This is a genomic window from Senegalia massiliensis (assembly GCF_009911265.1).
GTDB lineage: Bacteria > Bacillota > Clostridia > Tissierellales > SIT17 > Anaeromonas > Anaeromonas massiliensis_A.
Genome location: NZ_QXXA01000005.1, coordinates 13,422 through 36,715 on the forward strand (window position 1 = coordinate 13,422; position 23,294 = coordinate 36,715).

Sequence of the window (23,294 nt, forward strand, 5' to 3'; positions counted from 1 at the left end):
CCTATCTTTTCATCTTCTTTTCATATTTATTCTATTTATAGCTTTTTTAAGTGCAATCTCTGCTCTCTGTGCATCCATATCACTTTCTTTTCTCTTTAATCTTTCTTCTGCACGCTTTTTAGCTAATTCTGCACGATTTAAATCTATTTCTTCTGGCCATTCTGCTGCATCTGTAACTATTGTTGTTTTCGTTTTTGTAACATCTAAATAGCCTTCTGCAACTGTTGCCTCACGATATTTACCATTTTGTTTTATCTTTACTCTGCCTATTGCAAGAGGTGTTACATAAGGAGTGTGATTTTTTAATATTCCCACATCACCTTCTAAACCCCTAACTACTACCATTTCAACTTCATCTTCAAAGAATTTTCTATCTGGAGTTACTATTTCGAGATCAAATGTAGCTGACATTTTATCACCTCTACTCTTCTTCTCTTATCTTCTTAGCTTTTTCTACTGCTTGTTCTATTGTTCCAACTAATAAGAATGCTGCTTCTGGAAGATCATCATGTTTTCCTTCTAATATTTCATTAAATCCTCTTATAGTTTCTTTTAAAGGTACATATTCTCCATTTATTCCAGTAAATTGTTCTGCTACTGTAAATGGTTGAGATAAGAAACGTTGTATTCTTCTAGCACGTGAAACTGTAATCTTATCTTCTTCTGATAATTCATCCATACCAAGTATTGCTATAATATCTTGTAATTCTTTATATTTTTGAAGTATCTCCTGTACTCTACGTGCAGTATTATAATGCTCTTCTCCTACTATTTGTGGATCAAGTATTCTAGAGTTTGAATCTAGAGGATCAACTGCAGGGTAAATTCCTAGCTCTGATATAGAACGAGATAGAGTTGTAGTAGCATCAAGATGAGCAAATGTTGTTGCAGGCGCCGGGTCAGTAAGGTCATCTGCTGGTACATATACTGCTTGTATTGATGTTATTGATCCTTTTTTAGTTGAAGTTATTCTTTCTTGAAGTCTACCCATTTCTGTTGCAAGTGTTGGCTGATAACCAACTGCAGATGGCATACGTCCAAGTAATGCTGAAACTTCAGAACCTGCTTGTGTAAATCTAAATATATTATCTATAAATAAAAGTACATCTTGACCTGCTTGATCTCTAAAATGTTCTGCCATTGTAAGTCCAGTAAGACCAACTCTCATACGTGCCCCAGGTGGCTCATTCATTTGACCAAACACTAGAGATGTCTTATCAAGCACCCCTGAATCTTTCATTTCATAATAAAGGTCATTACCTTCTCTTGTTCTTTCTCCAACTCCAGCAAATACTGAAAGTCCACCATGCTCTGTTGCTATGTTATTTATAAGTTCCTGAATAAGTACTGTTTTACCAACTCCAGCACCACCAAACAAACCTACTTTACCACCTTTAGAATATGGACAGATTAAATCTACTACTTTTATTCCAGTTTCAAATATTTCTGTTGAAGTCTGTTGTTCTTCAAATGGAGGTGCTTCTCTATGAATTGGAGATGTAGGTCCTGTTGTAACATTTTCCTTTCCATCTATTGCATCTCCTGTAACATTAAACATTCTACCTAGTGTATTTTCTCCTACTGGTACACTTATTGGAGCTCCTGTATCCATTGCTTCCATTCCTCTTACAAAACCATCTGTGGAATCCATTGATATACATCTTACAATATCATCACCTATATGTTGAGAAACTTCTACTGTAATTTCTTCTCCATCTTTGCCTTTTATTTTTATGGCATTTAATAGGTTAGGAAGATTTTCTTCATCAAATCGAATATCAACTACTGGTCCGATTATCTGAACAATATTTCCTATGTTTGATTCAGCCATATTTTCAACTCCTTTTCTAATCCTTATTGTAATGCTTCTGCTCCACCTACTATTTCTGCAATTTCTTGTGTAATTGCAGCTTGACGAGCTCTGTTATATTTAAGATTTAAATCATCTATCATTTCTTCTGCATTGTCAGTTGCTGATTCCATAGCCATTCTTCTTGCACCTTGTTCTGATGCGGATGATTCTATCATTGCTCCATATATTGTACTTCTTATATATTTCGGTATAAGATAATCAAGTACTACTTCAGGAGAAGGCTCGTATTCTGTAAGTATTCTTTTGCCTTCTGCTTTTTCTTCTGCAATATTTTGTGCAGGAAGTAATTTTAAAATAGTAGGTTCATGATTAATTGTGCTTTTAAATTGAGTATATGCTATATTTACCTCATCTACTTCCCCATCTTCATAAAGCTTAAGTGCCATATTGCCTATTTGAGTTGCATCCATAAATGTAGGGTCTTCTGATATATTTGTAAAAGAACCTTTAACATCATAATTTCTTCTTTTAAAATGTACTTTTCCTTTTTGACCTATAGTTATCATTTTAGAGCTATCTTTTGAACCCATATCAGCTTCTACTTTTTTTATGATATTTACATTATATCCACCACATAATCCTCTATCTGATGTAACTATTATATAACATTTATTTTTAACTTCTCTTTTTTCAAGCATAGGATGGCTTATTCCTCTAGAACTTGCTAATATATCTTTTATACTTCTACTTACTGTAAGGAAATACGGCTCAGTTTTTTCTAGCCTTTTTCTAGCCTTTTTAAGTTTTGAAGAAGCTACAAGTTCCATGGCATTTGTAATCTGTTTTGTACTACCTACACTTTTTATACGCCTTTTGATATCTTGCATGCTTTCTTGAGCCATCTAAACACCTCTTTTCTTTAAAAGCTTACATAGTTTTTTTAAATTCTTCTTTGAAATCTTCTATTCCTTTTCTAAGAATTTTTTCGTCTTCTTCTGAAAGCTTTCCATTATCTATAATTGATTTCCCTATTTCAGGATGATTTGTATCCATATATTTAATAAATTCTGATTCAAATTCTTTTACCTTTTCTACTGGTATATCTCTTAAGTATTTTTTAGTTACAGCGAAAAGTATCATTACCTGATGCTCTACATTTACTGGTGAATATTGAGGTTGTTTTAATACTTCCATTATTCTCTCTCCACGATCAAGAGCAGTTCTAGTTTCTTTATCTAAATCAGAACCAAATTGTGCAAATGATTGAAGATCTCTGTATTGTGCAAGGTCAATTTTAAGTGTCCCTGAAACTTTTTTCATTGCTTTAATTTGTGCATCTCCACCAACACGAGATACTGAAAGTCCCGCATTTATAGCAGGTCTTTGTCCTGATGCAAAAAGGTCTGTCTCTAGGAATATCTGTCCATCTGTAATTGATATAACATTTGTTGGAATAAATGCTGAGATGTCTCCTGCTTGAGTTTCTATTATTGGAAGTGCTGTCATAGAACCTCCACCATAATCTTCATTTAACCTTGCTGCACGTTCTAAAAGTCTTGAATGAAGATAGAATACGTCTCCAGGATAAGCTTCACGTCCTGGTGGTCTTCTAAGAAGTAAACTCATTGTACGATAAGCTACCGCATGTTTAGAAAGATCATCATATATTATAAGTACATCTTTACCATTAAACATAAATTCTTCACCCATTGCAGCTCCTGCATATGGTGCTATATATTGAAGTGGAGCAAGCTCACTTGCTGTTGCTGAAACTATTATAGTATAGTCCATTGCTCCTCTTTTTTGTAAATTCTCATATATACCTGCAACAGTTGATTTCTTTTGCCCGATTGCAACATATATACATATTACATCTTGATCTTTTTGATTTAATATTGTATCTATTGCTATTGCTGTTTTACCTGTTTGTCTATCACCAATGATAAGTTCTCTCTGTCCACGTCCTATAGGAATCATAGAGTCAATTGCTTTTATTCCTGTTTGAAGTGGTACAGATACAGATTTTCTTGTTATAACACCAGATGCTTTTTGCTCTACTGGTCTATATTTATCTGATTCTATTGCACCTTTTCCATCTATGGATTGGCCTAGAGCGTTTACTACTCTACCTATCATTTGATCCCCTACTGGAACCTCTACTATTCTTCCAGTTCTCTTTACAGTATCGCCTTCTTTTATGTTATCATCAGATCCAAGTAACACACAACCTACATTATCTTCTTCTAAGTTTAAAGCCATACCATATATTTCACCAGGGAATTCAAGAAGTTCTCCTGCCATACAATTTTCAAGTCCATATACCCTGGAGATACCATCTCCAACTTCAAGTACACTTCCTACATCTTCTACGTCTATTCTTTTTTTATAATTTTTAATTTGCTCTTTTATAATTGAGCTAATCTCTTCAGGTCTTAGGTTCACTTCATTTCCACCTCTTTCTTAGTTACTGTAGCGTTATTTAGTTGTTTTGACATTTCATCTATTGTACCTTTAACGCTTGAATCTATAACCTTGTCGCCTATTTTTACAAGCACTCCACCTAATACAGTTGAATCAACTTTATTTTCTAATTTTATTGTCTTATTTAATTTTTTAGATAATTCTTTTTCTAATCTTTCTAATTTTTCTTGTGCCATTTCAATTGCTGTTATAGCTTTTCCTTCTACTATTCCATATTCTTTATTGAAAAGCACAATATATTCATCTTTTATATCAGAAATATATTTTTCTCTTCCTTTATCTACTATGATATATAAGAAGTTTAAAACTTCTTCAGTTATTCTATTTTTAAAAAGATTATTTAGAATATCTTTTTTCTCATCTGTTGAAAGTTTTGGATGCTCAAATACAACTTTAAGTTCTTTTTCACTTTCAAATATATCTGATACTCCAATAATTTCTTCTTTAAATTTTTCTAAGTTTTCTTGTTCAAGGGCTACTTCAAATAGAGCTTCAGCATATCTTTTAGATACTAATTCTGCCATTTTGATTCCCCTACCTCATCAATAAACTTATCAATCATCCCCGCATGGGCTTCTTTATCTAAATTTTTATCTATTACTTTGCTTGCAGCAAGCATTGCAAGTTCTACCACTTCATTTTTTAGTTCCATTCTAGCTTGCCTTTGTTCTCTTTCTATTTCTTTCTTAGCTCTATTTATCATATCATTTGATTCTTTTTTCGCGTTATTTACTATATCTTCTTTTATATCTTCTGCTTTTTTCCTTGAAGACTCTATAATTTCTTTTCCTTCACCTTTTGCATCTTCAATTTTAGCTTGATACTCTTCTTTTAATTTCATAGCTTCCACTTTTTCTTTTTCTGCTCTATCTAAATCATTTTGGACACTTTCTTGTCTTTTATTTAAAGATTCCTTTACTGTATCCCATAAGAAATGTCTAAGCACAAGAAAAAGTACAAGTGTTGCTAATAATTGAAGTGTAAAATTGAACGGATCAGGTAACACATGAATTTCAGGTACCATTCATAATCCTCCCTTCAGTAATTACTGACATTTTAATTAGTTTTAGCTACAACAATAAGAGATGGGAAGGTGTTCCCCCACCTCTTTAAATTTATTATTTTTTAAAGAGCTCCTAATAAAGGTCTTACAAATAATAATATTATAGCTATAACTAGTCCATAAATACCAGTTGTTTCTGCAACTGCTTGACCTAGGATCATTGTTCTAATTATATCTCCTTGTGCTTCTGGTTGTCTTCCTACTCCTTCTGCTGCTTTACCTGCTGCATAACCTTGACCTATACCAGGACCTATACCTGCTATTGCAGCAAGACCTGCTCCTATTGCTGAACATCCTAATATAAACGCTTCACTTGAAATTCCTTCTAACATTTTGTTTCCTCCTCTAATTTTAAATAGTTTTTTAGTTTAATATCTTTTAAAAAATTAATCTTAGTCATCCATTGCCATTGATACAAATACCATTGTAAGCATAATAAATATAAATGTTTGAATTAATCCTGCAAATAAATCAAAATAAGCATGAAATACAGGAGTTACAACTGGTGCAAAATAACCTACTGCACTATATAAAAGTCCCATTATAATAACACCGGATAATATATTACCAAACAAACGGAATGATAGTGATATAGGGTTTGCAAGCTCACCTATTACATTTATTGGAAATAAAAATGGTATTGGTTCAAAGAATCCTTTGAAATAACCACCTAGTCCTTTGCTCTTGATACCAAAATATTGTGTCAATATAAAGGTAATTATAGCTAATGCTAGTGTTACATTATAGTCTGATGTAGGCGGAGCAAATCCAATTAATCCAAATAAATTTGCTACTGCAAGATAAAGTGCAAGTGTTCCAATATAGGGAGCAAATTTCATCTTGTCTGGCCCCATAGTATCTTTTACTAGTTTTTCTATTTGCACAACTATTATTTCTACTATATTTACTATACCTGTGGGTTTCTTAGTAGGATCTGATGCCTTTATTTTCTTACTTACATATATTGCAAATAGGGACAACAATAATACTACTATCCATGAATTAATTACTGTTGAGTGTATGTAAATTTCCTTACCCATAAACTCAAATAATATCCCCTTGATATTGTCCAAATATATGACCTCCTCTCTTCAGTTTGTAAAGCTTTAGCTAGTTCTTTTTTTAACCATATCATAAAATGTATCAGACATTATGACTATTTTGACCATAAAAAAACCTAGCACTACTGTATAAAAATTTAAATAGTCGGCTAGTGCAGCTATAGCAAGCACTATACCATAAATTATATATCTAGCCATATAGCTCCCTACAACATATGGCATAATTTTCGCTTGTGGCATCTTCATTGCTTTGGCTAGAGACAAACTCATAAGTCTAAAATTAAGTAAGTTAATTATCGATCCAAAGATAAGACCTAAAATATCATCTTTAGGGTTTGGTATAGCAAGTAGTATTATACCTATAATGATAAGCGTAAATATTATTACCCTTCTAAATATTTTGTATTCAGTATTTTTTGTTAAACTCAATAGATCACTTCCTATTACTCATCCTTGAAGTCATTTTAAATAATGTCATAAATGCAGCCCCGACACCTAGTATTAAAAACACTATAAGAAAAAGTATATTTGTACCTAATTTTTTATCTAAAAAATTACCCAAAAATATACTTCCGATTATAGGTACTGCCATAGATATACCTATTTGTGTTATTAATGCTATATTTTCTAAAGCTTTAGAGGTGCTTTTCTTAGACATTGAACTCCTCCTATATATTTGAATAGTTAGACAATATATATTCTATTATAATCCAAAAAGTTATTAATCTCAAGAAGAGTTTTGATAAAAATTTGATTTTATTTTGTCAATTTCCCACAAAAAAAGCAGAGAGATCTCTGCTTTTTTATATTTCCATAGATTTTAGATTTTCATCTATTATAAGCTCTGCTTCTGTTGCATTTTTTATTTGTTCTATTGTTGTTTCAGGTCCTATTTCCTTAAGAACTAAACCTTTATCTGTTACTTCCATTACTCCCATTTCTGTTATAATTAAATCTACTTGAGATTTTGCTGTAAGAGGTAATGAACATTTTTTAAGTATTTTAGGATTTCCTTTTGCAGTATGAGTCATAGCTACTATAACTTTTTTTGCACCTACTACAAGATCCATTGCTCCACCCATTCCTGGTACCATTTTACCTGGTATCATCCAATTGGCAAGACTACCTTCTGAGTCCACTTGAAGAGCTCCTAAAACAGTTGCATCAACATGACCACCTCTGATTATTCCAAAGCTAGATGCACTATCAAAAAATGCTCCACCTTTTTTAATTGTAACATGTTGACCACCTGCATTTGTTAAGTTATCATCTTCTGAACCTTTTTCTGGAGTTGGTCCAAGTCCTACAAATCCATTTTCAGATTGAAAAATTACATCCATTTCATCTGGAATAAAATTAGCTACAAGTGTAGGAAGACCTATTCCTAAATTTATTACATCTCCATTTACAAATTCTTTTGCTACTCTTTTTGCTATTATTTCTTTTACTTTATTTTTATCCATTACTTTTCACCTCCATCAACAATATAGTCTACAAATAGGCTTGGTGTAATAACATTTTCTGGATCTATTTCGCCTATTTCAACTAAATTATCTGCTTCTACTATAACAGTATCTGCTGCTGTAGCCATTGTTGGATTGAAATTTCTTGCTGTTTTATCGTAACGGATATTTCCTTTTTTATCTACTGTTTCTCCTTTTAACAATGCAATATCTGCTTTTAAAGGTGTTTCGAGTAAATAATCTTTACCTTCTACTTCTATTTTCTTTTTACCTTCTTCTACAATTGTATTAACTCCTGTAGGTGTAAGTACTCCTCCAAGTCCAAATCCTGCTGCTCTTATTCTTTCAACAAATGTTCCTTGAGGCACTAGTTCTACCTCTAATTCATTTTCATTCATTTGTCTTCCTGTTTCTTTGTTTGTACCTATGTGACTTACTATAACTTTTTTAACTTGCTTGTTTACTATTAATTTTCCTACTCCTTTATCTATAAAAGCTGTATCATTTGCTATTAATGTTAAATCTTTTACATTTTTTTCTACTAAAGCATCAACAAGCTTATTAGGTGACCCTACAGCTAAAAATCCACCTACCATTATAGTCATTCCATCTTCTATTTTTTCTATAGCTTGTTCGATAGAAATTTGTTTGTTCATTTGTTGCACCCCCAAAATTTATTTGTTTGTTATCAATACTATGTTATCACATAAAAAAATCATTTTCTAGAAACTATCTAGAAACTATACTATAAAAACATTAATCCCAAGGAGATTATTACTCCTGTATATATTAGGTCTATTATACAATATCCCATAATATCTCTTGCTCCAAGTCCTGCAATACCCAGTGCTGGTAGCGCCCAGAATGGTTGTATTAAATTGGTCCAAGCATCTCCCCAAGCTATACTCATTCCTGTTTTTGCAGCCGAAACTCCAAGTTCTGCACTTGCTGGCATCATTATTGGTGCCTGTACTGCCCATTGTCCCCCACCAGAAGGTACAAAGAAGTTAACTACTCCTGCACTTAAGAAACTGAAAAACGGAAATGTTGTTTCATTAGAGATACTTACAAATCCATTTGATATAACTATTGCAAGAGAACTACCTGATGAGCTGAGTCCAGTCATCATACCCATTATTCCTGCATAAAATGGGAATTGTAATATTATCCCTGCAGTTCCTCTTGTTGCAATAATTATAGCATCTAAGAATTTTCTAGGTGTACCATGAAGTATTATGCCTAAAAATAGGAATATAAAGTTAACTATATTTAAGTTTAAATCAAATCCATTGTTTATGAAATAATTAACTATAAATATTAGTCCCATTGCTCCTATTAAGATAGATAATATAGAACTATTTTCCATCTTATCTGCAAATGTTGGATTTTCTACCTCTACACTTAAATCTTCATCTACTAATAATTCTGGATCTACAGACACTACATCCTCTGGTTTTGGATGCATCGCTCTGTTTATAAAAGGCATTGTTAATAGTATTATTCCAAATATAATTAGATTATATGGTGAAAATATAGTTTCACTTGTTGCTATAGGATTTGTTACTACTCCTGCTGTTGCTTCTGCTAAACCTTCTCCTGCTGTTGCAAGCTTTAGTGGTATAGATCCAGATATACCTGAATGCCATACTACGAAACCTGAATAAGCTGAAGCTATTAATAATCTATAGTCTACAGTCTTAATTTGTCTTGCAAGCTCTCTTGCATATAACGCTCCGATTACTAATCCAAATCCCCAGTTAATCCAACAAGCTGCTATTGCAACAAAAGTAACTGCAAGTATTGCTTGCATAGGAGTCTTTGGTATTGATGCTAATTTTCTTAGCCCTTTCTTTATAATAGGTGCATTTGCTAAAGTATGACCTGTTACTAAAACTAGTGCCATTTGCATTGAAAATGCTAACAGTCCCCAAAATCCATCTCCCCAATGAACTATCATAGCTAATGGACTTTGATCTGTTACAAAAACACCTGCTAAAAATACAATAAAAGTAAGTATTGCAGCAAACAAAAATGGATCTGGTAAATATTTTTGTACTACTGCTACACATGCATTTGTAAATTTTTTAAACATTATTTCTCCCCCTTACAATTTATTTATGAAATACAATAATGCAAATACCGTGCCATCTAATTTAAACCTTATAATGAGTATATAGCTTCTTTTGATTATACTCTATATTTAAATCATGTTCATATTTTAATACAGTGTATGAGATATCAGACACTGTAATGATATAATTAATAAAAGCATTGGTGGTATTAAGACCACCAATGCTTTCTACAGGTAATAAATTGAATCTTTATATTCTTCAAATATTTTATTATTATGTTCTTTTCCACCATCTATATTTGCACTAAAAAGTATTGGTGGTGTTATACCTTTATTCATTAGTTCTTCTGCCACTTGTGCAACTATGGAGTTTACTATAGTACTTCCTACTACAGTAGATGTAGGAGATACTTTTTGCTCTAGACCTTCTACTTTAATAGTAGCATCACCTTTTTCTCCATGATTATCTATTACTATATCAGCAATATCCATTAATCTTTTCCCTGATGGATGTCTAGATTCTACTTGAGATGAATAAGATACATTAGTAAGACCTATTATTTTAGCTCCTTTTTCCTTTGCTTTATTTGCAAAATCTATCATTACAGAATTTCTTCCTGAAACTGAATGACATAAAATAACATCGTCTTTTTTTATATCTACTTTATCAGCTATTAATTCACCATATCCAACTAAACTTTCCATTTCACTTGTAAATGTGATAGGCCTTATGTTTAACATTATTGAAGGTTCAAAAATAGGGTTTATTAAAGCAAGTCCACCTGCTCTATAAAATAGTTCTTCTGATATTATTCCAGCATGTGATGCTCCAAAAGTAAATATACTATTTTTGTTTTCTATAGCTTTAACAAATAAATCTACTACTTTTTCTATATTTTCTTTTTCGTTTTCTTCTACTATTTCTAATATTTCTTTAACTTTATTAAAATATCTATTATATGCTTTCAAAAACTCACTTCCTTTATATTAGAGAAATTAATTTAGCTATATATTGAGAAATTGTACCCCAAAGCGAAAGATCATTTCCTCCGAAAATTAAAATCCAGTTTTGAATTGTACCAGAGTATATTATAGCTGAAATACCTACTAAACCTACCATAACTATTGCTGAAAAACTGGTACCGATAATTGCTCCTCTAAGTCCGCCTTGACCTTCTCCTATTACTGCAGCTGCTCCACATTCAAAGAAACTTGTAATAACTAAAGGTATAAGCATCAAACCAAATACATTAAAACTATTAGCTATTAATATAACTATTGTGGATACTACCATTGCTGTAACAAATCCAATAATTGCTGCGTTTGGTTTATAGTTAAATAATATTGGAGCATCTAATGCAGGTACTGAATTAGGTATAAGTTTTTCTGATATTCCTTGGAATGCAGGTAATATTTGATTTACTAACATACGTACACCTTGTAGCATTATTACTAGGCCTGCACCAAACATGAATCCTTGATTTATTGCATAAAATACTATTGGTTGTGCTTCTGCTTCAAATGCACCGTCTACAGTTAATCCTAAAAATAAGAACATTAAAAATACTACTATACCACCAGTAATAGATACTTCTTTAAAGAATGATAAACTTTCTGGTATCTTTAAACTTTCTGTTGATCTTTCTTTGTTTCCAAACTTCTTAGCTATAAATCCTGATATTAAAGCTAAAATTCCTGATGGATGACCTAGTGTAAAGGAATCATCTCCTGTGACAGCACTAACAAAAGGCTTTAATAACCATGGAACTATAGACCAGTATAATGCTGATAATACTGTTGCAAATATTATTAAAGTAGCTCCACTTAAATTCCCTTCTACACCTGCAGCTACAAATATAAATGGGAACCACCATAAAAAGTGACCAGTTAAAAATATAGTTTTAATTGGTGTAAATCTAGCTATAAGAAGATGTAATACTAGTGCGAAAAACATTGTAAGACCAACTTCTCCACCAAACTCTGAAGTAAATGTTATATCGTTAAGTCCTTCTGTTACTTCTCCACCAGCAATTTCTTGAAATAATCCATTTATTGGTGCTATTGACCCAACTAATATATTAACACCTTGCTGTAATATAAACATTCCAATAGCAGCTAAAAGACCACCTTTAATTACATCGCCAATTTTTTTCCCTTGTAAAGCAAGACCTATTATTGCTATTATTCCTAATAATACAGGGGGATTTCTAAAAAGGTTATCAATTATAAAACTCATTAATATTCCTCCTTTTATTTTTTATTTTCATTAATAAATTTTTCTACTGCGCTTTTAACTTCTTGTTTATCCATATATTTTTCCACTTCATATACTGGAGAAGTTGTTGAATTTCTCAAGTCTTTAGCTATTTCCTTAGAAGTGAAAATTGCATCTGGTTTAGCACCTTTAGCTGATGATAGATCCATTGTTTGAACATTTGCATCTACCCCTAATTCTTTAAATACCTTGTCTAGAGTCATTTTTAAAACCATTGAAGACCCTACTCCAAATCCGCATACCGCTAAAATTTCCATTTATTATTCCTCCTCTTCTTTATTTATCATTTTAATTACTTCTTTACTACTGTTACTAGATTTAAGTTTTTCAATATTATCTTTATCTCCCACTATTTCAGTTAATGAAGCTAAAGCTTTTATATGAGATGAATTATCTATGGAAGCAAGGACAGTGAAAATATTTACTGGCTTCCCTAATAAATCAACAGGTTCTTTTAATATTAGCATAGACATGCTCATATCCTTAACGCCACTTTCTGGCCTAGCATGTGGCAATGCAAAATAATCTGTTAATACTATATAAGGTCCATGTTCCTTAACACTATCTATCATTGCATCTACATATTCATCAGTTATTGTTTTTTGATTTAATAAAGGTTCAGATGCTATTTTTATAGCGTCTTCCCAATTGTCTAAACTATCTTTTAATACTATTCTATCTTCTGTTAATAATTCTTTTAACATTGGCTGAACAAACTCCTTTTTATTTACCTTATAAAATTTTTGCAATATTTCTCTTTCTAAAAGTTTTTCATTGTGCACTGTAGAATATTTTTTGATTACATCTAAAAGAGACTTTATATCTATTCTTATACCTTGAGCATCATATTCCATAATTTTTTCATACAAAAGATGTATATCATAATTACTTAATATTGGATTTACCACTATAACATTTTCATATCCCTTTAAAGATACTGTTGAAATTATATAGTCAAAATCGCCTTGATAATTATCTATATCTTTTATAGGAGTTGTTGCTACTATATCAATATAAGGAAATTTTTCTTCTATTTGTTTTTCTAATATTTTAGAAAACACTGCTCCTTTATGACAAACTATAAGAACTTTTTTCATGTTTCTATTCAAGGATTCTGGTTTTTTCTTGAAATATATTCCAAAATACATACTTATATAAGCAATTTCTTCTTCTCTTATGCCTGATAACTCTGGAAATCCTTTGATATTTTCAATTATTAATTTTGTAATTTTAAATATATCAGAATACTTTTCTTTAATTTCTTCTAATAATGGATTTACAATAGGAATCTGAAATCGTATTCTATTATAAGAAGATTTAAAATGACTTTTTAGATTGTTTCTTAGTTTTTCTTCTTCTTCTATATTTATAGATACTTGATTTTTAAACTGAGAAATTAATTTACTAACTATATCAATTATCTTTTGTTCATCTATTATAGGTTTCAAACTTGATAATGAACTTATATACGTTGTTATATACGCTCTTTCATAAATATTAATATTTATATCTTTAGCAAATAACTCATGTATATAATCAAAATAAAAAAATTCTTTTGCTTCATTTACAAAATTATATTTATTAAGAATATATCCCTGTTCAATTCTTGTATGGATAAAATTTATGAGATTTTCTAAATAAAACAAAGAAATATCTGTTAATTCCAGTTGAAATACCTTATCAAAATCTAATATGTGCTTATTTTCCACTATATTAAATTGCTTATTCTCTAAATTTTTAAGAAATAATTCCCTTATATCTATTTCATTTCCATCTAATATATATTCTCCCTTATAATAAAGAATAATATTTCTCTTTTTTAAAATTTTTTTTATAAAAGAAATATCATTTACAATAGTATTTTTACTTACTAAAAACTTTTCTGACATCTCTTCAATAGTAATTTGTGGATTAATAAATATAATATTAAGCAATTCAATCCTTCTCTTACTAGCATCAAAATAAATTTCATTGGAATATTCAAGTTTCTTTTTTAGTTTCTCAATATCCCCTATAAATATTACTTTTCTATTTATAGTTTTTATTTCTCCAATTTCCTTAATAAAATCATTTATTTCACCTATAGAATAATATAAAGTTCTTTTAGATATATTAAAATATTCTAATAAAGAATGTAAAGTATTTTCTTCTTTATTTAATATTTGATAAAGTATTTTTTCATTTCTTTTTTTCATAGCAATCTCCTTAAATAAATAATATCATTTTAATAAAAACATCTAAATACCAAATAAATTCACTGATTTTGCACAAGTAGGTTAATTTATATGAATATAATTATATTTCCTTAAATAGACTTCTATATGCATAAATATCCTTACTTGAAAATATAGTTTAACAGGATTACTGTTGCAACTATCCTTCAGTTATTATAATAGTAATAATATATAATAATAATAGCAATTATAAACTTATTTGTATTTTTAAGCTTGAGGAAATATTGAATATAAATTTAAAACCCTTTTCAAATATTGCTTTAAAATATATAATAATCTTTATAATATATAAAGGGGATTTGATTTAATGGATAATGTAGTAAAAAACAACAAAAGAAAAGGCAAATATTTAGGACCTATTTTATTTATATTAATATGTGCTGGTCTAGGACTTATACTTGGGTTTCTTTCAAATAATTATTTAAAGGATTTTTTCCAAAAATACATCAATAATGAAAAAGCATATATTGAACTTTTTAATATCTATATTTTATTATTAATATTTATACTAGGTTATTTAATACATATTATAATTCATGAAGCTGGACATTTAGTGTTTGGACTACTTTCAGGATATAAATTTGTATCTTTTAGAGTTGCTTCTTTTACAATAATAAAATTTCAAGGAAAATTTAAGTTTAAAAGATTTAGTATTGCTGGTACAGCAGGGCAATGTCTAATGATGCCTCCTAATATGATAAATGGAAAATACCCATTTACATTATATAATTTAGGTGGAGTAATATTTAATTTAATTATATCCATATTAGTTATATTAATTGCAAAACAATACTCTTCCTACTTAAGTGTTTTCTTTATATTAATAAGTCTTGGTGGAATACTTTGTGCCCTAACAAATGGTATACCTATGAAAATTAATGGAGTAGGAAACGATGCATATAATTTATTGTCAATGATTAAAGATAAGAATGCAAGAGAATCTTTTCACCTTCAACTTGAAATAAATGGACTTTTAACTGAAGGGAAAAGATTAAAAGATATGCCGTATGAAAAATTTAAACTAAAAGAAGATGTTAATTATAAAAACTCTTTAAATTTTTCTAAGTTTTTTATAACTTATAACTACTTTTTAGATAATATGGATTTTAAAAGAGCAAGACAAGTATTAAAATTTGCAGAGTCTTTTACTCAATACACAATTTCATTAAATAGATTAGAATGGGAATCTGAAATGTTGTTTATGGAACTTATAGGCGATTGTAACGAAGAAATAATAGAAAAATTATATAATAAAAGCCTTCAAAAATATATAAAAGCTTCAAAATTTATGGTAAGTAAAAAAAGAATTATGATGGCTTATGAAGGTCTTTACAAAAAAGATAAAGAAAAAAGCTTGAAATATTTAAATGAATTAAAAGATTTAGCTGAAAATTATCCTCTAAAAGGTGAAGCTGAAATGGAACTTATGCTAGGAGATTTTTTAAAAGCAAAATTAGATAATAATAACCCACCAATTTAAAATTATTTGGTGGGTTTATTATTATCTAAATAAACTACTTCTATATTTGGTGATTCTTTAAACCAATTTATTGATGGACTATAATCTTTTAAAAATACTACTCTAGTAATTCCCGATGTTATTATAAGTTTTTGACATTCTGGACAAGGCTGATGTGTTACATAAATAGTAGCACCTTTTCTTTCATCTGGTGTAGTTTCTAGTAGACAGTTAACTTCTGCATGAATTGTACGAGTACAATGATTATTCACTATATGACACCCTACATCTTCGCAATGAGGAAGACCTGCAGGACTCCCATTATATCCTGTCCCTTTTATTCTCTTATCTTTTACTATGACAGCTCCTACATGAAGCCTAGGGCATGTACTTCTTTCTGCAACTTTTAAGGCTATATCCATGAAATAATTATCCCAATCTTTTCGCATGTTTTTCCTCCTCTTTTTTATTTTAATAATAATCTGAAAAATATGGAGTCTGTTGTTCAATAGAATCCTCTAGCATATCCACTATTTCTGAACTACATTTCAATCGTCCAATTTTATGGAGATAATCAGGTCGTTTATATCCTAATAGCATAGTTACCATAGTTTGAATATCTATTCTTGAATCACTTTTCTCCTTTGTAGCAATGATTTCTCCTTTTCCCTTTATGTCAATTTTAAGGGTGAAAACCCCTTGATTCCACAACAACATTGGATCATCTAGAGTAAAGGTCCATACACGCTCCCTATTATCAGGTTTAAAATGATACTGATCAATAAACTGCTGAATATCTACAATTCGTGCCATATAGTAAGGTGATATAGTTTCCTTAATATCTGCATCTTCTAGCAAAAATGCCAATGGTTCATCTGTATGGGTATTTCCTATTACTTTTGAAATCATGGAGAAGTGAGCACTAATAAAATTCCACAAGCCAGTTCTAGCTTCTTCATTAATAAAAATCATGTCTTTTATATGAAACACTTCATCGGCAATCCAATACAAAACATAGCCTTCAGGCTCTCTATTTTCATTGTAGTAGATAGCCGCATTCAAATCATCATAATCCCATAGCCAATATTCATTCCAGGCCAGATCGTTTCTTAACATAGCTCCATGTCGTTGACTGCTAAAACGTCTATAAGCTTCTTTTACTTCTTCACTATTTGTATCAACACGTTCAACTTCTCCTGAGACTTGTTTAACTTTGGGTAACTGATAATCATTGACTTCAAATACAATCTTATCAGAAATAATTTCCCATCCTTTCCTACGATAATAGGGAATTGAATAAGGATAAAGAAAAGATATAGACTGCTTACGAGTTCTCATATTAAAAAGTGCTTGATATAAAAGTTTGTGCATTAGCCCAATATTGGAGTACTCAGGAAAAGTTCCTACTCCAGTAAGACCAGCCATATCATATATTCTATTAAATATATTGACCTTAAAAGGATAGACTGCTACCTGAGAAACCAGTTTATCTCCATCAAACCATCCCAGTACATCAGCCTTCTGTAAAACAGGAGATTTTGCCCGAATCATGTCACGGTCTTCCCAACCTACCTTACGTAGCTCATTATCAGTAACTTGAAAAACATACCTAAGTAACTGATTATACTGTTCAAGATGTTCTAGTTCAACACGCTTCATTTTTAATCTTTTTTCTCTCGCCATAAAAACCCTCTTTTCTTTTCAAACAGATTGCTTTAGTTTGATGTTAGGCAATAAATTTTCAATCGGATAAATACTATTATGTCAAACATTATTAATTATTATAGCATAAAATTTTTCATGGGACAATTTGCCTATATGACTAAAAATACTAAGGTTACTGGGTTTAAGTAAATCCCTAGAGTTTTGATTTAAAATAAATATAAAAAAGCAGATTTATTATATTAATATAATAAATCTGCTTAATTTAAACTAAAGTATGGATTACTACTATATATTTTTCACTACTGCTTGTGCTGCTGCAAGTTTTGCTATTGGTACTCTAAATGGTGAACAGGATACATATTGAAGTCCTAATTCATAGCAGAATTCTACTGAAGATGGCTCTCCTCCATGTTCCCCACATATTCCAAGTTTTATATTTTCTCTTGTTGATTTACCACCTTCAACTGCTATCTCCATAAGTTTTCCTACACCTTTTCTATCTATTGCTTGGAATGGATCTCTTTCTAATATTTCTTTGTTTACATATTCATCTAAGAATTTACCTGCATCATCTCTTGAGAATCCAAATCCCATTTGTGTAAGGTCATTTGTTCCAAAACTAAAGAATTCTGCCTCAGTAGCTATTTCATCAGCTGTTATTGCAGCTCTTGGTATTTCTATCATTGTTCCTATCATATAATCTACTTCTATTTCTTTTTCCTTAAATACTGCTTCTATTTCTTCAATTATTTGTCCCTTTACATATTTTAATTCTTCTATATGTCCTACAAGTGGTATCATTATTTCAGGTTTGATATCTTTAAATCCATTTTGTTTTACTTCTATTGCAGCTTCTATTATTGCTCTCACTTGCATTTTATATATTTCTGGATAAGTTACTGCAAGTCTACATCCTCTATGACCAAGCATAGGATTAACTTCATCAAGTTCTTCTATTCTATCCATTATATTTTCATAATCTATATTCATAGCTTTTGCAAGACTTTCTATATCCTCTTTTTTAGTTGGTAAAAATTCATGTAATGGTGGATCAAGAAGTCTTACTGTAACTGGCTTTTCTTTCATAACTTTATATAATCCTAAAAAGTCTTCTCTTTGGAATGGTAATAATTCTGCAAGTGCATTTTTTCTTTCTTCTTCTGTTGTAGAAAGTATCATCTTCCTTACAGAAGGTATTCTCTTTTCATCAAAAAACATATGCTCTGTTCTGCAAAGACCTATTCCTTCTGCTCCAAATTCCAATGCTTGATTAGCATCTTTTGGTGTGTCTGCATTTGTTCTTACACTCATAGTTCTTATTTCATCTACCCATTCCATAAATTCACCAAAGTTACCACTTAATTTTGGTTGAACTTTGTTTATATTACCTTTATAAACATTACCTGTACTTCCATCAAGAGAAATATATTCTCCTTCTTTTAGTACAAAGTCTTTTACCCTTATTTCTTTTTTCTCTTCACTTACTCTTATTTCACTACATCCAGCTACACAACATTTTCCCATTCCCCTTGCTACTACTGCAGCATGAGATGTCATTCCTCCTCTAGATGTAAGTATACCTTCTGCTGATACCATACCTTCTATATCTTCTGGTGATGTTTCTTGTCTTACTAATATACACATTTCTCCTCTTGCTTTTGCTTCTACTACATCATGAGCATTGAAATAAATTCTACCTGAAGCTGCACCAGGAGAAGCTGCAAGACCTTTTGAAAGTAATTCTGCATTTTCTAATGCTTTTTGTTCAAATGTAGGGTGAAGAAGTTGATTTAATGTATTTGGCTCTATTCTTAATACAGCTTCTTCTTTTTCTATTACTTCTTCTTTTACAAGATCTACTGCTATATTTATTGCAGCTTGTGCTGTTCTTTTTCCTGTACGTGTTTGTAATATATATAATTTTTTATTTTCTATTGTAAATTCAATATCTTGCATATCCTTATAATGTTCTTCTAGTTTTCTTGTTATATTTTTAAATTCTTCAAATACATCAGACATACTAACTTCTAAATGAGAGATTTCTTGTGGTGTTCTAATTCCTGCAACAACATCTTCCCCTTGTGCATTTATAAGATACTCACCAAATAATTTATTTTCTCCTGTTGCTGGATTTCTTGTAAATGCTACTCCTGTACCTGAAGTTTCTCCCATATTACCAAATACCATTGATTGAACATTTACAGCTGTACCTAATTTATGTGATATATTATTTATCTTTCTATATACTCTAGCTCTTGGATTATTCCATGATTTAAATACTGCTTCTATGGCAAGTTCCAATTGCTTTACAGGTTCTTGTGGGAATTCTTCTCCTATTTCTTCACTGTATACTTCCTTGTACTGTTCTACTAATTTCTTTAAATCTTCTTTAGTCAAATCTGTATCAAGCTCTGTATTCTTCTTTTCTTTCATATCATCAAGTAAATTATCAAATCTTACTTTTGGTATTTCCATTGCAACATCTGAAAACATTTGAATAAATCTTCTATAACTATCATATGCAAACCTTTCATTACCTGTAGATTTTGCAAGTCCTTTTACTGATATATCATTTAACCCTAAATTAAGTATAGTATCCATCATACCAGGCATTGAAGTAACTGCACCTGAACGTACCGATACAAGTAAAGGATTATCTTCATCAGAAAAACTTTTTCCAAGTCTTTGTTCTAAATCTTTTAAATGCTTTTTTATTTCCTCGTGTAATTCAACCCATATTTTCTCATTTTCTTCATAAAATCTATTGCATGCTTCTGTTGTTATTGTAAACCCAGGTGGAACTGGCAAATCTAAATTAGTCATTTCAGCTAAATTAGCTCCTTTTCCGCCAAGTAAAGATTTCATTTCTTTTTTACCTTCATTAAAGTTATATACATATTTATTTGTCATTTAAATTCCCCTCTCTGATCTCTAATATTTATTGAAAAGTAATACCATTTTTATTTAATAATGACACTACTATTTCTGCTGTTTCTTCTATTGCTTTATTTGATACATCAATTATAGGACATCCTATTTTCCTCATTATTTTGTCTGCATATTCTAATTCTTCTAATATCCTAGAAAAACTTGCATAACTTGAATTTTCTTTGAGTCCTAAAGACTTAAGTCTTACTTCTCTTATTTCATTTAATTTTTCTGGTGAATTTGTAAGTCCTATTATTCTTTTTTTAGGTATTTCATATATCTCTTTAGGTGGTTTTATTTCATTTACTAATGGTAAATTTGCAGCTTTTATATTTTTGTTTGCTAAATACATACTTAAAGGTGTTTTAGAAGTTCTAGATACTCCTAGTAATACTACATCTGCTTCTAAAAACCCCCTTGGATCTTTGCCATCATCATATTTAACTGCAAATTCTATTGCTGCCACTCTACTAAAATATGCTTCATCTAATCTCCTTATAGTACCTGATTTTCTAAGTGGTTTATTGTCTAACTTCTCACTTAAGGCATTGATAAGTGGACTTAACAAATCAATTGTTGCAATTTGAAACGTTTTTGAGCAATCATCTATAAAACTAACTAGTTCTTTATTAACTAATGTATATAAAACTAAAACATTTTGTTCTAAAATTACTTTTTTCATTATTGTCTCAAGCTTCATCATATTTGTTATATGAGAATATCTATTTATCTCATAATTATCTGTTTTAAATTGTGCCATTGCAGCTTTTAATACTGTTTCTCCAGTTTCTCCTAATGAATCTGATATAATATATATTTTTAATTCTTCCAATTTGTCACCTCTTTTTATAATGTGATATACTATATAACATTATAAATATATAGTATGTCATATTAATTATATTGTCAATACTTTTTTATAATAAAAAAAGAAAAGACAACTATTATAGTTATCTTTTCCATTAATATACCGTATTATTTTGTACCGTATAATCTATCCCCTGCATCACCAAGTCCTGGTACAATATATGCATGGTCATTTAATTTTTCATCCATTTCACCAAGATATATGTCTACATCTGGATGAGCTTCTTGTATTGCTTTTACACCTTCCGGTGCTGCTATTAGGCACATTAATTTAATATCTTTTGCACCTCTTTTTTTAATTGCTTCTAGTGCTGATATTGCAGATACACCTGTTGCAAGCATTGGGTCTGTTACTATTAATGTTCTTTCTTCTACATCTTTTGGTAATTTACAATAATATTCTACAGCTTGTAAAGTTTCAGGATCCCTATATAAACCAACATGACCAACTTTTGCTGCTGGAAGAAGTGTAAGCATTCCTTCTACCATTCCAAGTCCTGCTCTAAGTATTGGAACTATTCCTAATTTCTTTCCTGATATAACTTTTGATTTTGTTGTAGTAATTGGTGTTTCTATTTCTATATCTTCAAGTTCTAAATTTCTTGTAACCTCATATCCCATAAGCATTGAAACTTCTTTTACAAGTTCTCTAAATTCCTTTGGTCCTGTATTTTTGTCTCTTATAAATGTTATCTTGTGCTTTATTAATGGGTGGTTCATTACAAATAATTCTCCCATGTATGCATCTCCTTTCAATTGTTTATCGCTAAATATTATAACATATTTTCTTCTATATCCATAATTTTATTTACTCTTCTTTCGTGTCTACCTGCTTCAAATTCTGATGAAAGAAAAGCTTCTACTATAGCTTGTGCAAGGTCTTGACCAAGTACACGTCCACCAAGTGCTATAATATTTGCATTATTATGTTCTGCTGCTTTTTTAGCTGAATAAATATCTGAACATAATGCACATCTTATTCCACGAACTTTATTACATGCTATGGAAATACCTATTCCTGTACCACATATTACTATTCCTTTATCATATTCTCCTTTTGCTACTGACTCTGAAACTTTTTTACCAAAATCAGGATAATCAACTGAGTCTTCTGAATATGTTCCAAAATCATTATATTCATAACCTGAATCTTCTAAGTACTTGATTATATTTTGTTTTAATCCATATCCTCCATGGTCACTTCCTATTGCTATTTTCATAATTTATTCTCCTCACTCTTTTAAATTTTTTACTACTTTTTCTAATGTTTCTTTTATTTCCTCTGCACTTTTTTCATATACAGATGTAGGCTGTCCAAATGGGTCTTTTATATCAAGTGATGGTATTTTACTTTGTAATTTGGTTATTTTAGCTTTTTGATCTTCCAACTCACCTTCTATATCTCTTTCCCAGTCTTTTAATTCAATATCAATTCTTTCTATTTCTTTTAATAATTTTCTTTTTCTTTGTTGTAACTTCCTAATTTCACCTTTTCTTTGTTCCATTAGATGTGCTCTTTTTTGATTTATAGATTTATATATTTCATTTATTTCATCTAATATATCATTTATATTTATATCTTTATTTGCATATTCTTTTAACGTATATAATTTATTTTTTGCTTCAGGATATAAGTTAAGTACTAAAGATTTATGGTTAGTTGTCATTGTAAGTATTATATCTGCTTTTTCTACATCTTTTTTTGTAAGAGATTTCGCTTTATGACTTCTCATATCTATTCCCATACTATCCAGTACTCTTATTGCTTGTTTTGATGCATCCGTCCCATCTATTGCAGCTACTCCTCTTGAATATATATTGAATTCACCGTCATCAGTCATATCCTTTAGCATTGCCTCTGCCATACTACTTCTGCAGGTATTTCCTGTACATACAAACAGAATGTTTTTCATA

General features: G+C 30.3%; 25 protein-coding genes. 1 reads left to right on the plus strand and 24 read right to left on the minus strand.

All coding sequences use genetic code 11. The features are described 5' to 3' along the window. Positions 1–9: 9 nt before the first annotated feature. The 17 genes from D3Z33_RS04125 to D3Z33_RS04205 form a co-directional block, all read right to left on the minus strand. Positions 10–411: a F0F1 ATP synthase subunit epsilon gene (locus tag D3Z33_RS04125; protein WP_160196530.1), complete on the minus strand. Its 402-nt coding sequence runs from the start codon at positions 409–411 to the stop codon at positions 10–12. Positions 412–421: 10 nt separating this feature from the next. After that, complete coding sequence (atpD, locus tag D3Z33_RS04130; protein ID WP_160196531.1) at positions 422–1,831, minus strand: F0F1 ATP synthase subunit beta; 1,410 nt, start codon at positions 1,829–1,831, stop codon at positions 422–424. Between the two features lie 23 nt (positions 1,832–1,854). After that, the gene (gene atpG, locus D3Z33_RS04135; protein WP_160196532.1) at positions 1,855–2,715 is read right to left on the minus strand and encodes an ATP synthase F1 subunit gamma; all 861 of its coding nucleotides are present in this window, start codon (positions 2,713–2,715) and stop codon (positions 1,855–1,857) included. Positions 2,716–2,740: 25 nt separating this feature from the next. After that, positions 2,741–4,255, minus strand: a complete 1,515-nt coding sequence (gene atpA, locus D3Z33_RS04140; RefSeq protein ID WP_160196533.1) for a F0F1 ATP synthase subunit alpha — start codon at positions 4,253–4,255, stop codon at positions 2,741–2,743. Continuing rightward, a complete protein-coding gene (locus D3Z33_RS04145) occupies positions 4,252–4,818 on the minus strand; it encodes a F0F1 ATP synthase subunit delta (RefSeq protein ID WP_160196534.1) in 567 nt (188 codons plus the stop codon). The genes atpA and D3Z33_RS04145 overlap by 4 nt, the downstream gene beginning before the upstream one ends. Further along, the gene (locus tag D3Z33_RS04150) at positions 4,806–5,318 is read right to left on the minus strand and encodes a F0F1 ATP synthase subunit B (protein ID WP_160196535.1); all 513 of its coding nucleotides are present in this window, start codon (positions 5,316–5,318) and stop codon (positions 4,806–4,808) included. Before D3Z33_RS04150 ends, D3Z33_RS04145 begins: the two co-directional genes overlap by 13 nt. Before the next feature lie 101 nt (positions 5,319–5,419). Next, complete coding sequence (gene atpE / locus D3Z33_RS04155; protein ID WP_130805732.1) at positions 5,420–5,689, minus strand: ATP synthase F0 subunit C; 270 nt, start codon at positions 5,687–5,689, stop codon at positions 5,420–5,422. Between the two features lie 60 nt (positions 5,690–5,749). Continuing rightward, entirely contained in the window at positions 5,750–6,430 is a 681-nt protein-coding gene (gene atpB / locus D3Z33_RS04160; RefSeq protein ID WP_243153414.1) for a F0F1 ATP synthase subunit A, read from the minus strand. Between the two features lie 33 nt (positions 6,431–6,463). Then, complete coding sequence (locus tag D3Z33_RS04165; RefSeq protein WP_160196536.1) at positions 6,464–6,847, minus strand: ATP synthase subunit I; 384 nt, start codon at positions 6,845–6,847, stop codon at positions 6,464–6,466. A gap of 4 nt (positions 6,848–6,851) precedes the next feature. Continuing rightward, a complete protein-coding gene (locus D3Z33_RS04170) occupies positions 6,852–7,076 on the minus strand; it encodes an AtpZ/AtpI family protein (RefSeq protein WP_160196537.1) in 225 nt (74 codons plus the stop codon). A 145-nt stretch (positions 7,077–7,221) separates the two neighbouring features. Further along, a complete protein-coding gene (locus D3Z33_RS04175) occupies positions 7,222–7,881 on the minus strand; it encodes a 3-oxoacid CoA-transferase subunit B (RefSeq protein ID WP_160196538.1) in 660 nt (219 codons plus the stop codon). Continuing rightward, positions 7,881–8,537, minus strand: a complete 657-nt coding sequence (atoD, locus tag D3Z33_RS04180) for an acetate CoA-transferase subunit alpha (RefSeq protein ID WP_160196539.1) — start codon at positions 8,535–8,537, stop codon at positions 7,881–7,883. The genes D3Z33_RS04175 and atoD overlap by 1 nt, the downstream gene beginning before the upstream one ends. 89 nt (positions 8,538–8,626) lie before the next feature. Next, a complete protein-coding gene (locus tag D3Z33_RS04185) occupies positions 8,627–9,973 on the minus strand; it encodes a TIGR00366 family protein (RefSeq protein ID WP_160196540.1) in 1,347 nt (448 codons plus the stop codon). A 207-nt stretch (positions 9,974–10,180) separates the two neighbouring features. Beyond that, the gene (locus D3Z33_RS04190; RefSeq protein ID WP_160196541.1) at positions 10,181–10,921 is read right to left on the minus strand and encodes an SIS domain-containing protein; all 741 of its coding nucleotides are present in this window, start codon (positions 10,919–10,921) and stop codon (positions 10,181–10,183) included. A gap of 13 nt (positions 10,922–10,934) precedes the next feature. After that, a complete protein-coding gene (locus D3Z33_RS04195; RefSeq protein ID WP_160196542.1) occupies positions 10,935–12,188 on the minus strand; it encodes a PTS ascorbate transporter subunit IIC in 1,254 nt (417 codons plus the stop codon). 14 nt (positions 12,189–12,202) lie between these two features. Beyond that, positions 12,203–12,484, minus strand: a complete 282-nt coding sequence (locus D3Z33_RS04200; RefSeq protein WP_130805724.1) for a PTS sugar transporter subunit IIB — start codon at positions 12,482–12,484, stop codon at positions 12,203–12,205. Between the two features lie 3 nt (positions 12,485–12,487). Continuing rightward, positions 12,488–14,422, minus strand: coding sequence for a BglG family transcription antiterminator (locus tag D3Z33_RS04205; protein WP_160196543.1), 1,935 nt, complete (start codon positions 14,420–14,422; stop codon positions 12,488–12,490). A 346-nt stretch (positions 14,423–14,768) separates the two neighbouring features. Here D3Z33_RS04205 and D3Z33_RS04210 point away from each other — a divergent pair, with 346 nt between their 5' ends. Continuing rightward, the gene (locus tag D3Z33_RS04210; RefSeq protein WP_160196544.1) at positions 14,769–15,941 is read left to right on the plus strand and encodes a hypothetical protein; all 1,173 of its coding nucleotides are present in this window, start codon (positions 14,769–14,771) and stop codon (positions 15,939–15,941) included. Between the two features lie 2 nt (positions 15,942–15,943). Here the strand turns inward: D3Z33_RS04210 and D3Z33_RS04215 are convergent, their stop codons facing one another. From D3Z33_RS04215 to D3Z33_RS04245, 7 genes are all read right to left on the minus strand, one after another. Further along, the gene (locus D3Z33_RS04215) at positions 15,944–16,369 is read right to left on the minus strand and encodes a deoxycytidylate deaminase (protein WP_160196545.1); all 426 of its coding nucleotides are present in this window, start codon (positions 16,367–16,369) and stop codon (positions 15,944–15,946) included. 22 nt (positions 16,370–16,391) lie between these two features. Then, positions 16,392–17,603 carry a GNAT family N-acetyltransferase gene (locus tag D3Z33_RS04220; RefSeq protein ID WP_160196546.1) on the minus strand — a complete coding sequence of 404 codons (1,212 nt, stop codon included), beginning with the start codon at positions 17,601–17,603 and terminating at the stop codon, positions 16,392–16,394. A 267-nt stretch (positions 17,604–17,870) separates the two neighbouring features. Further along, positions 17,871–20,495 (minus strand): pyruvate, phosphate dikinase, encoded by a 2,625-nt coding sequence (gene ppdK / locus D3Z33_RS04225; RefSeq protein WP_160196547.1) that lies wholly within the window; start codon positions 20,493–20,495, stop codon positions 17,871–17,873. Positions 20,496–20,523: 28 nt separating this feature from the next. After that, positions 20,524–21,345, minus strand: a complete 822-nt coding sequence (locus tag D3Z33_RS04230; protein ID WP_160196548.1) for a pyruvate, water dikinase regulatory protein — start codon at positions 21,343–21,345, stop codon at positions 20,524–20,526. A gap of 143 nt (positions 21,346–21,488) precedes the next feature. Then, on the minus strand, positions 21,489–22,118 hold the full coding sequence (gene upp, locus D3Z33_RS04235) for a uracil phosphoribosyltransferase (protein WP_130805716.1): 630 nt from the start codon (positions 22,116–22,118) through the stop codon (positions 21,489–21,491). A gap of 35 nt (positions 22,119–22,153) precedes the next feature. After that, on the minus strand, positions 22,154–22,600 hold the full coding sequence (rpiB, locus tag D3Z33_RS04240) for a ribose 5-phosphate isomerase B (protein WP_160196549.1): 447 nt from the start codon (positions 22,598–22,600) through the stop codon (positions 22,154–22,156). A 12-nt stretch (positions 22,601–22,612) separates the two neighbouring features. Beyond that, positions 22,613–23,293 (minus strand): protein tyrosine phosphatase, encoded by a 681-nt coding sequence (locus tag D3Z33_RS04245; protein ID WP_160196550.1) that lies wholly within the window; start codon positions 23,291–23,293, stop codon positions 22,613–22,615. Between the last annotated feature and the right edge of the window lies 1 nt (position 23,294).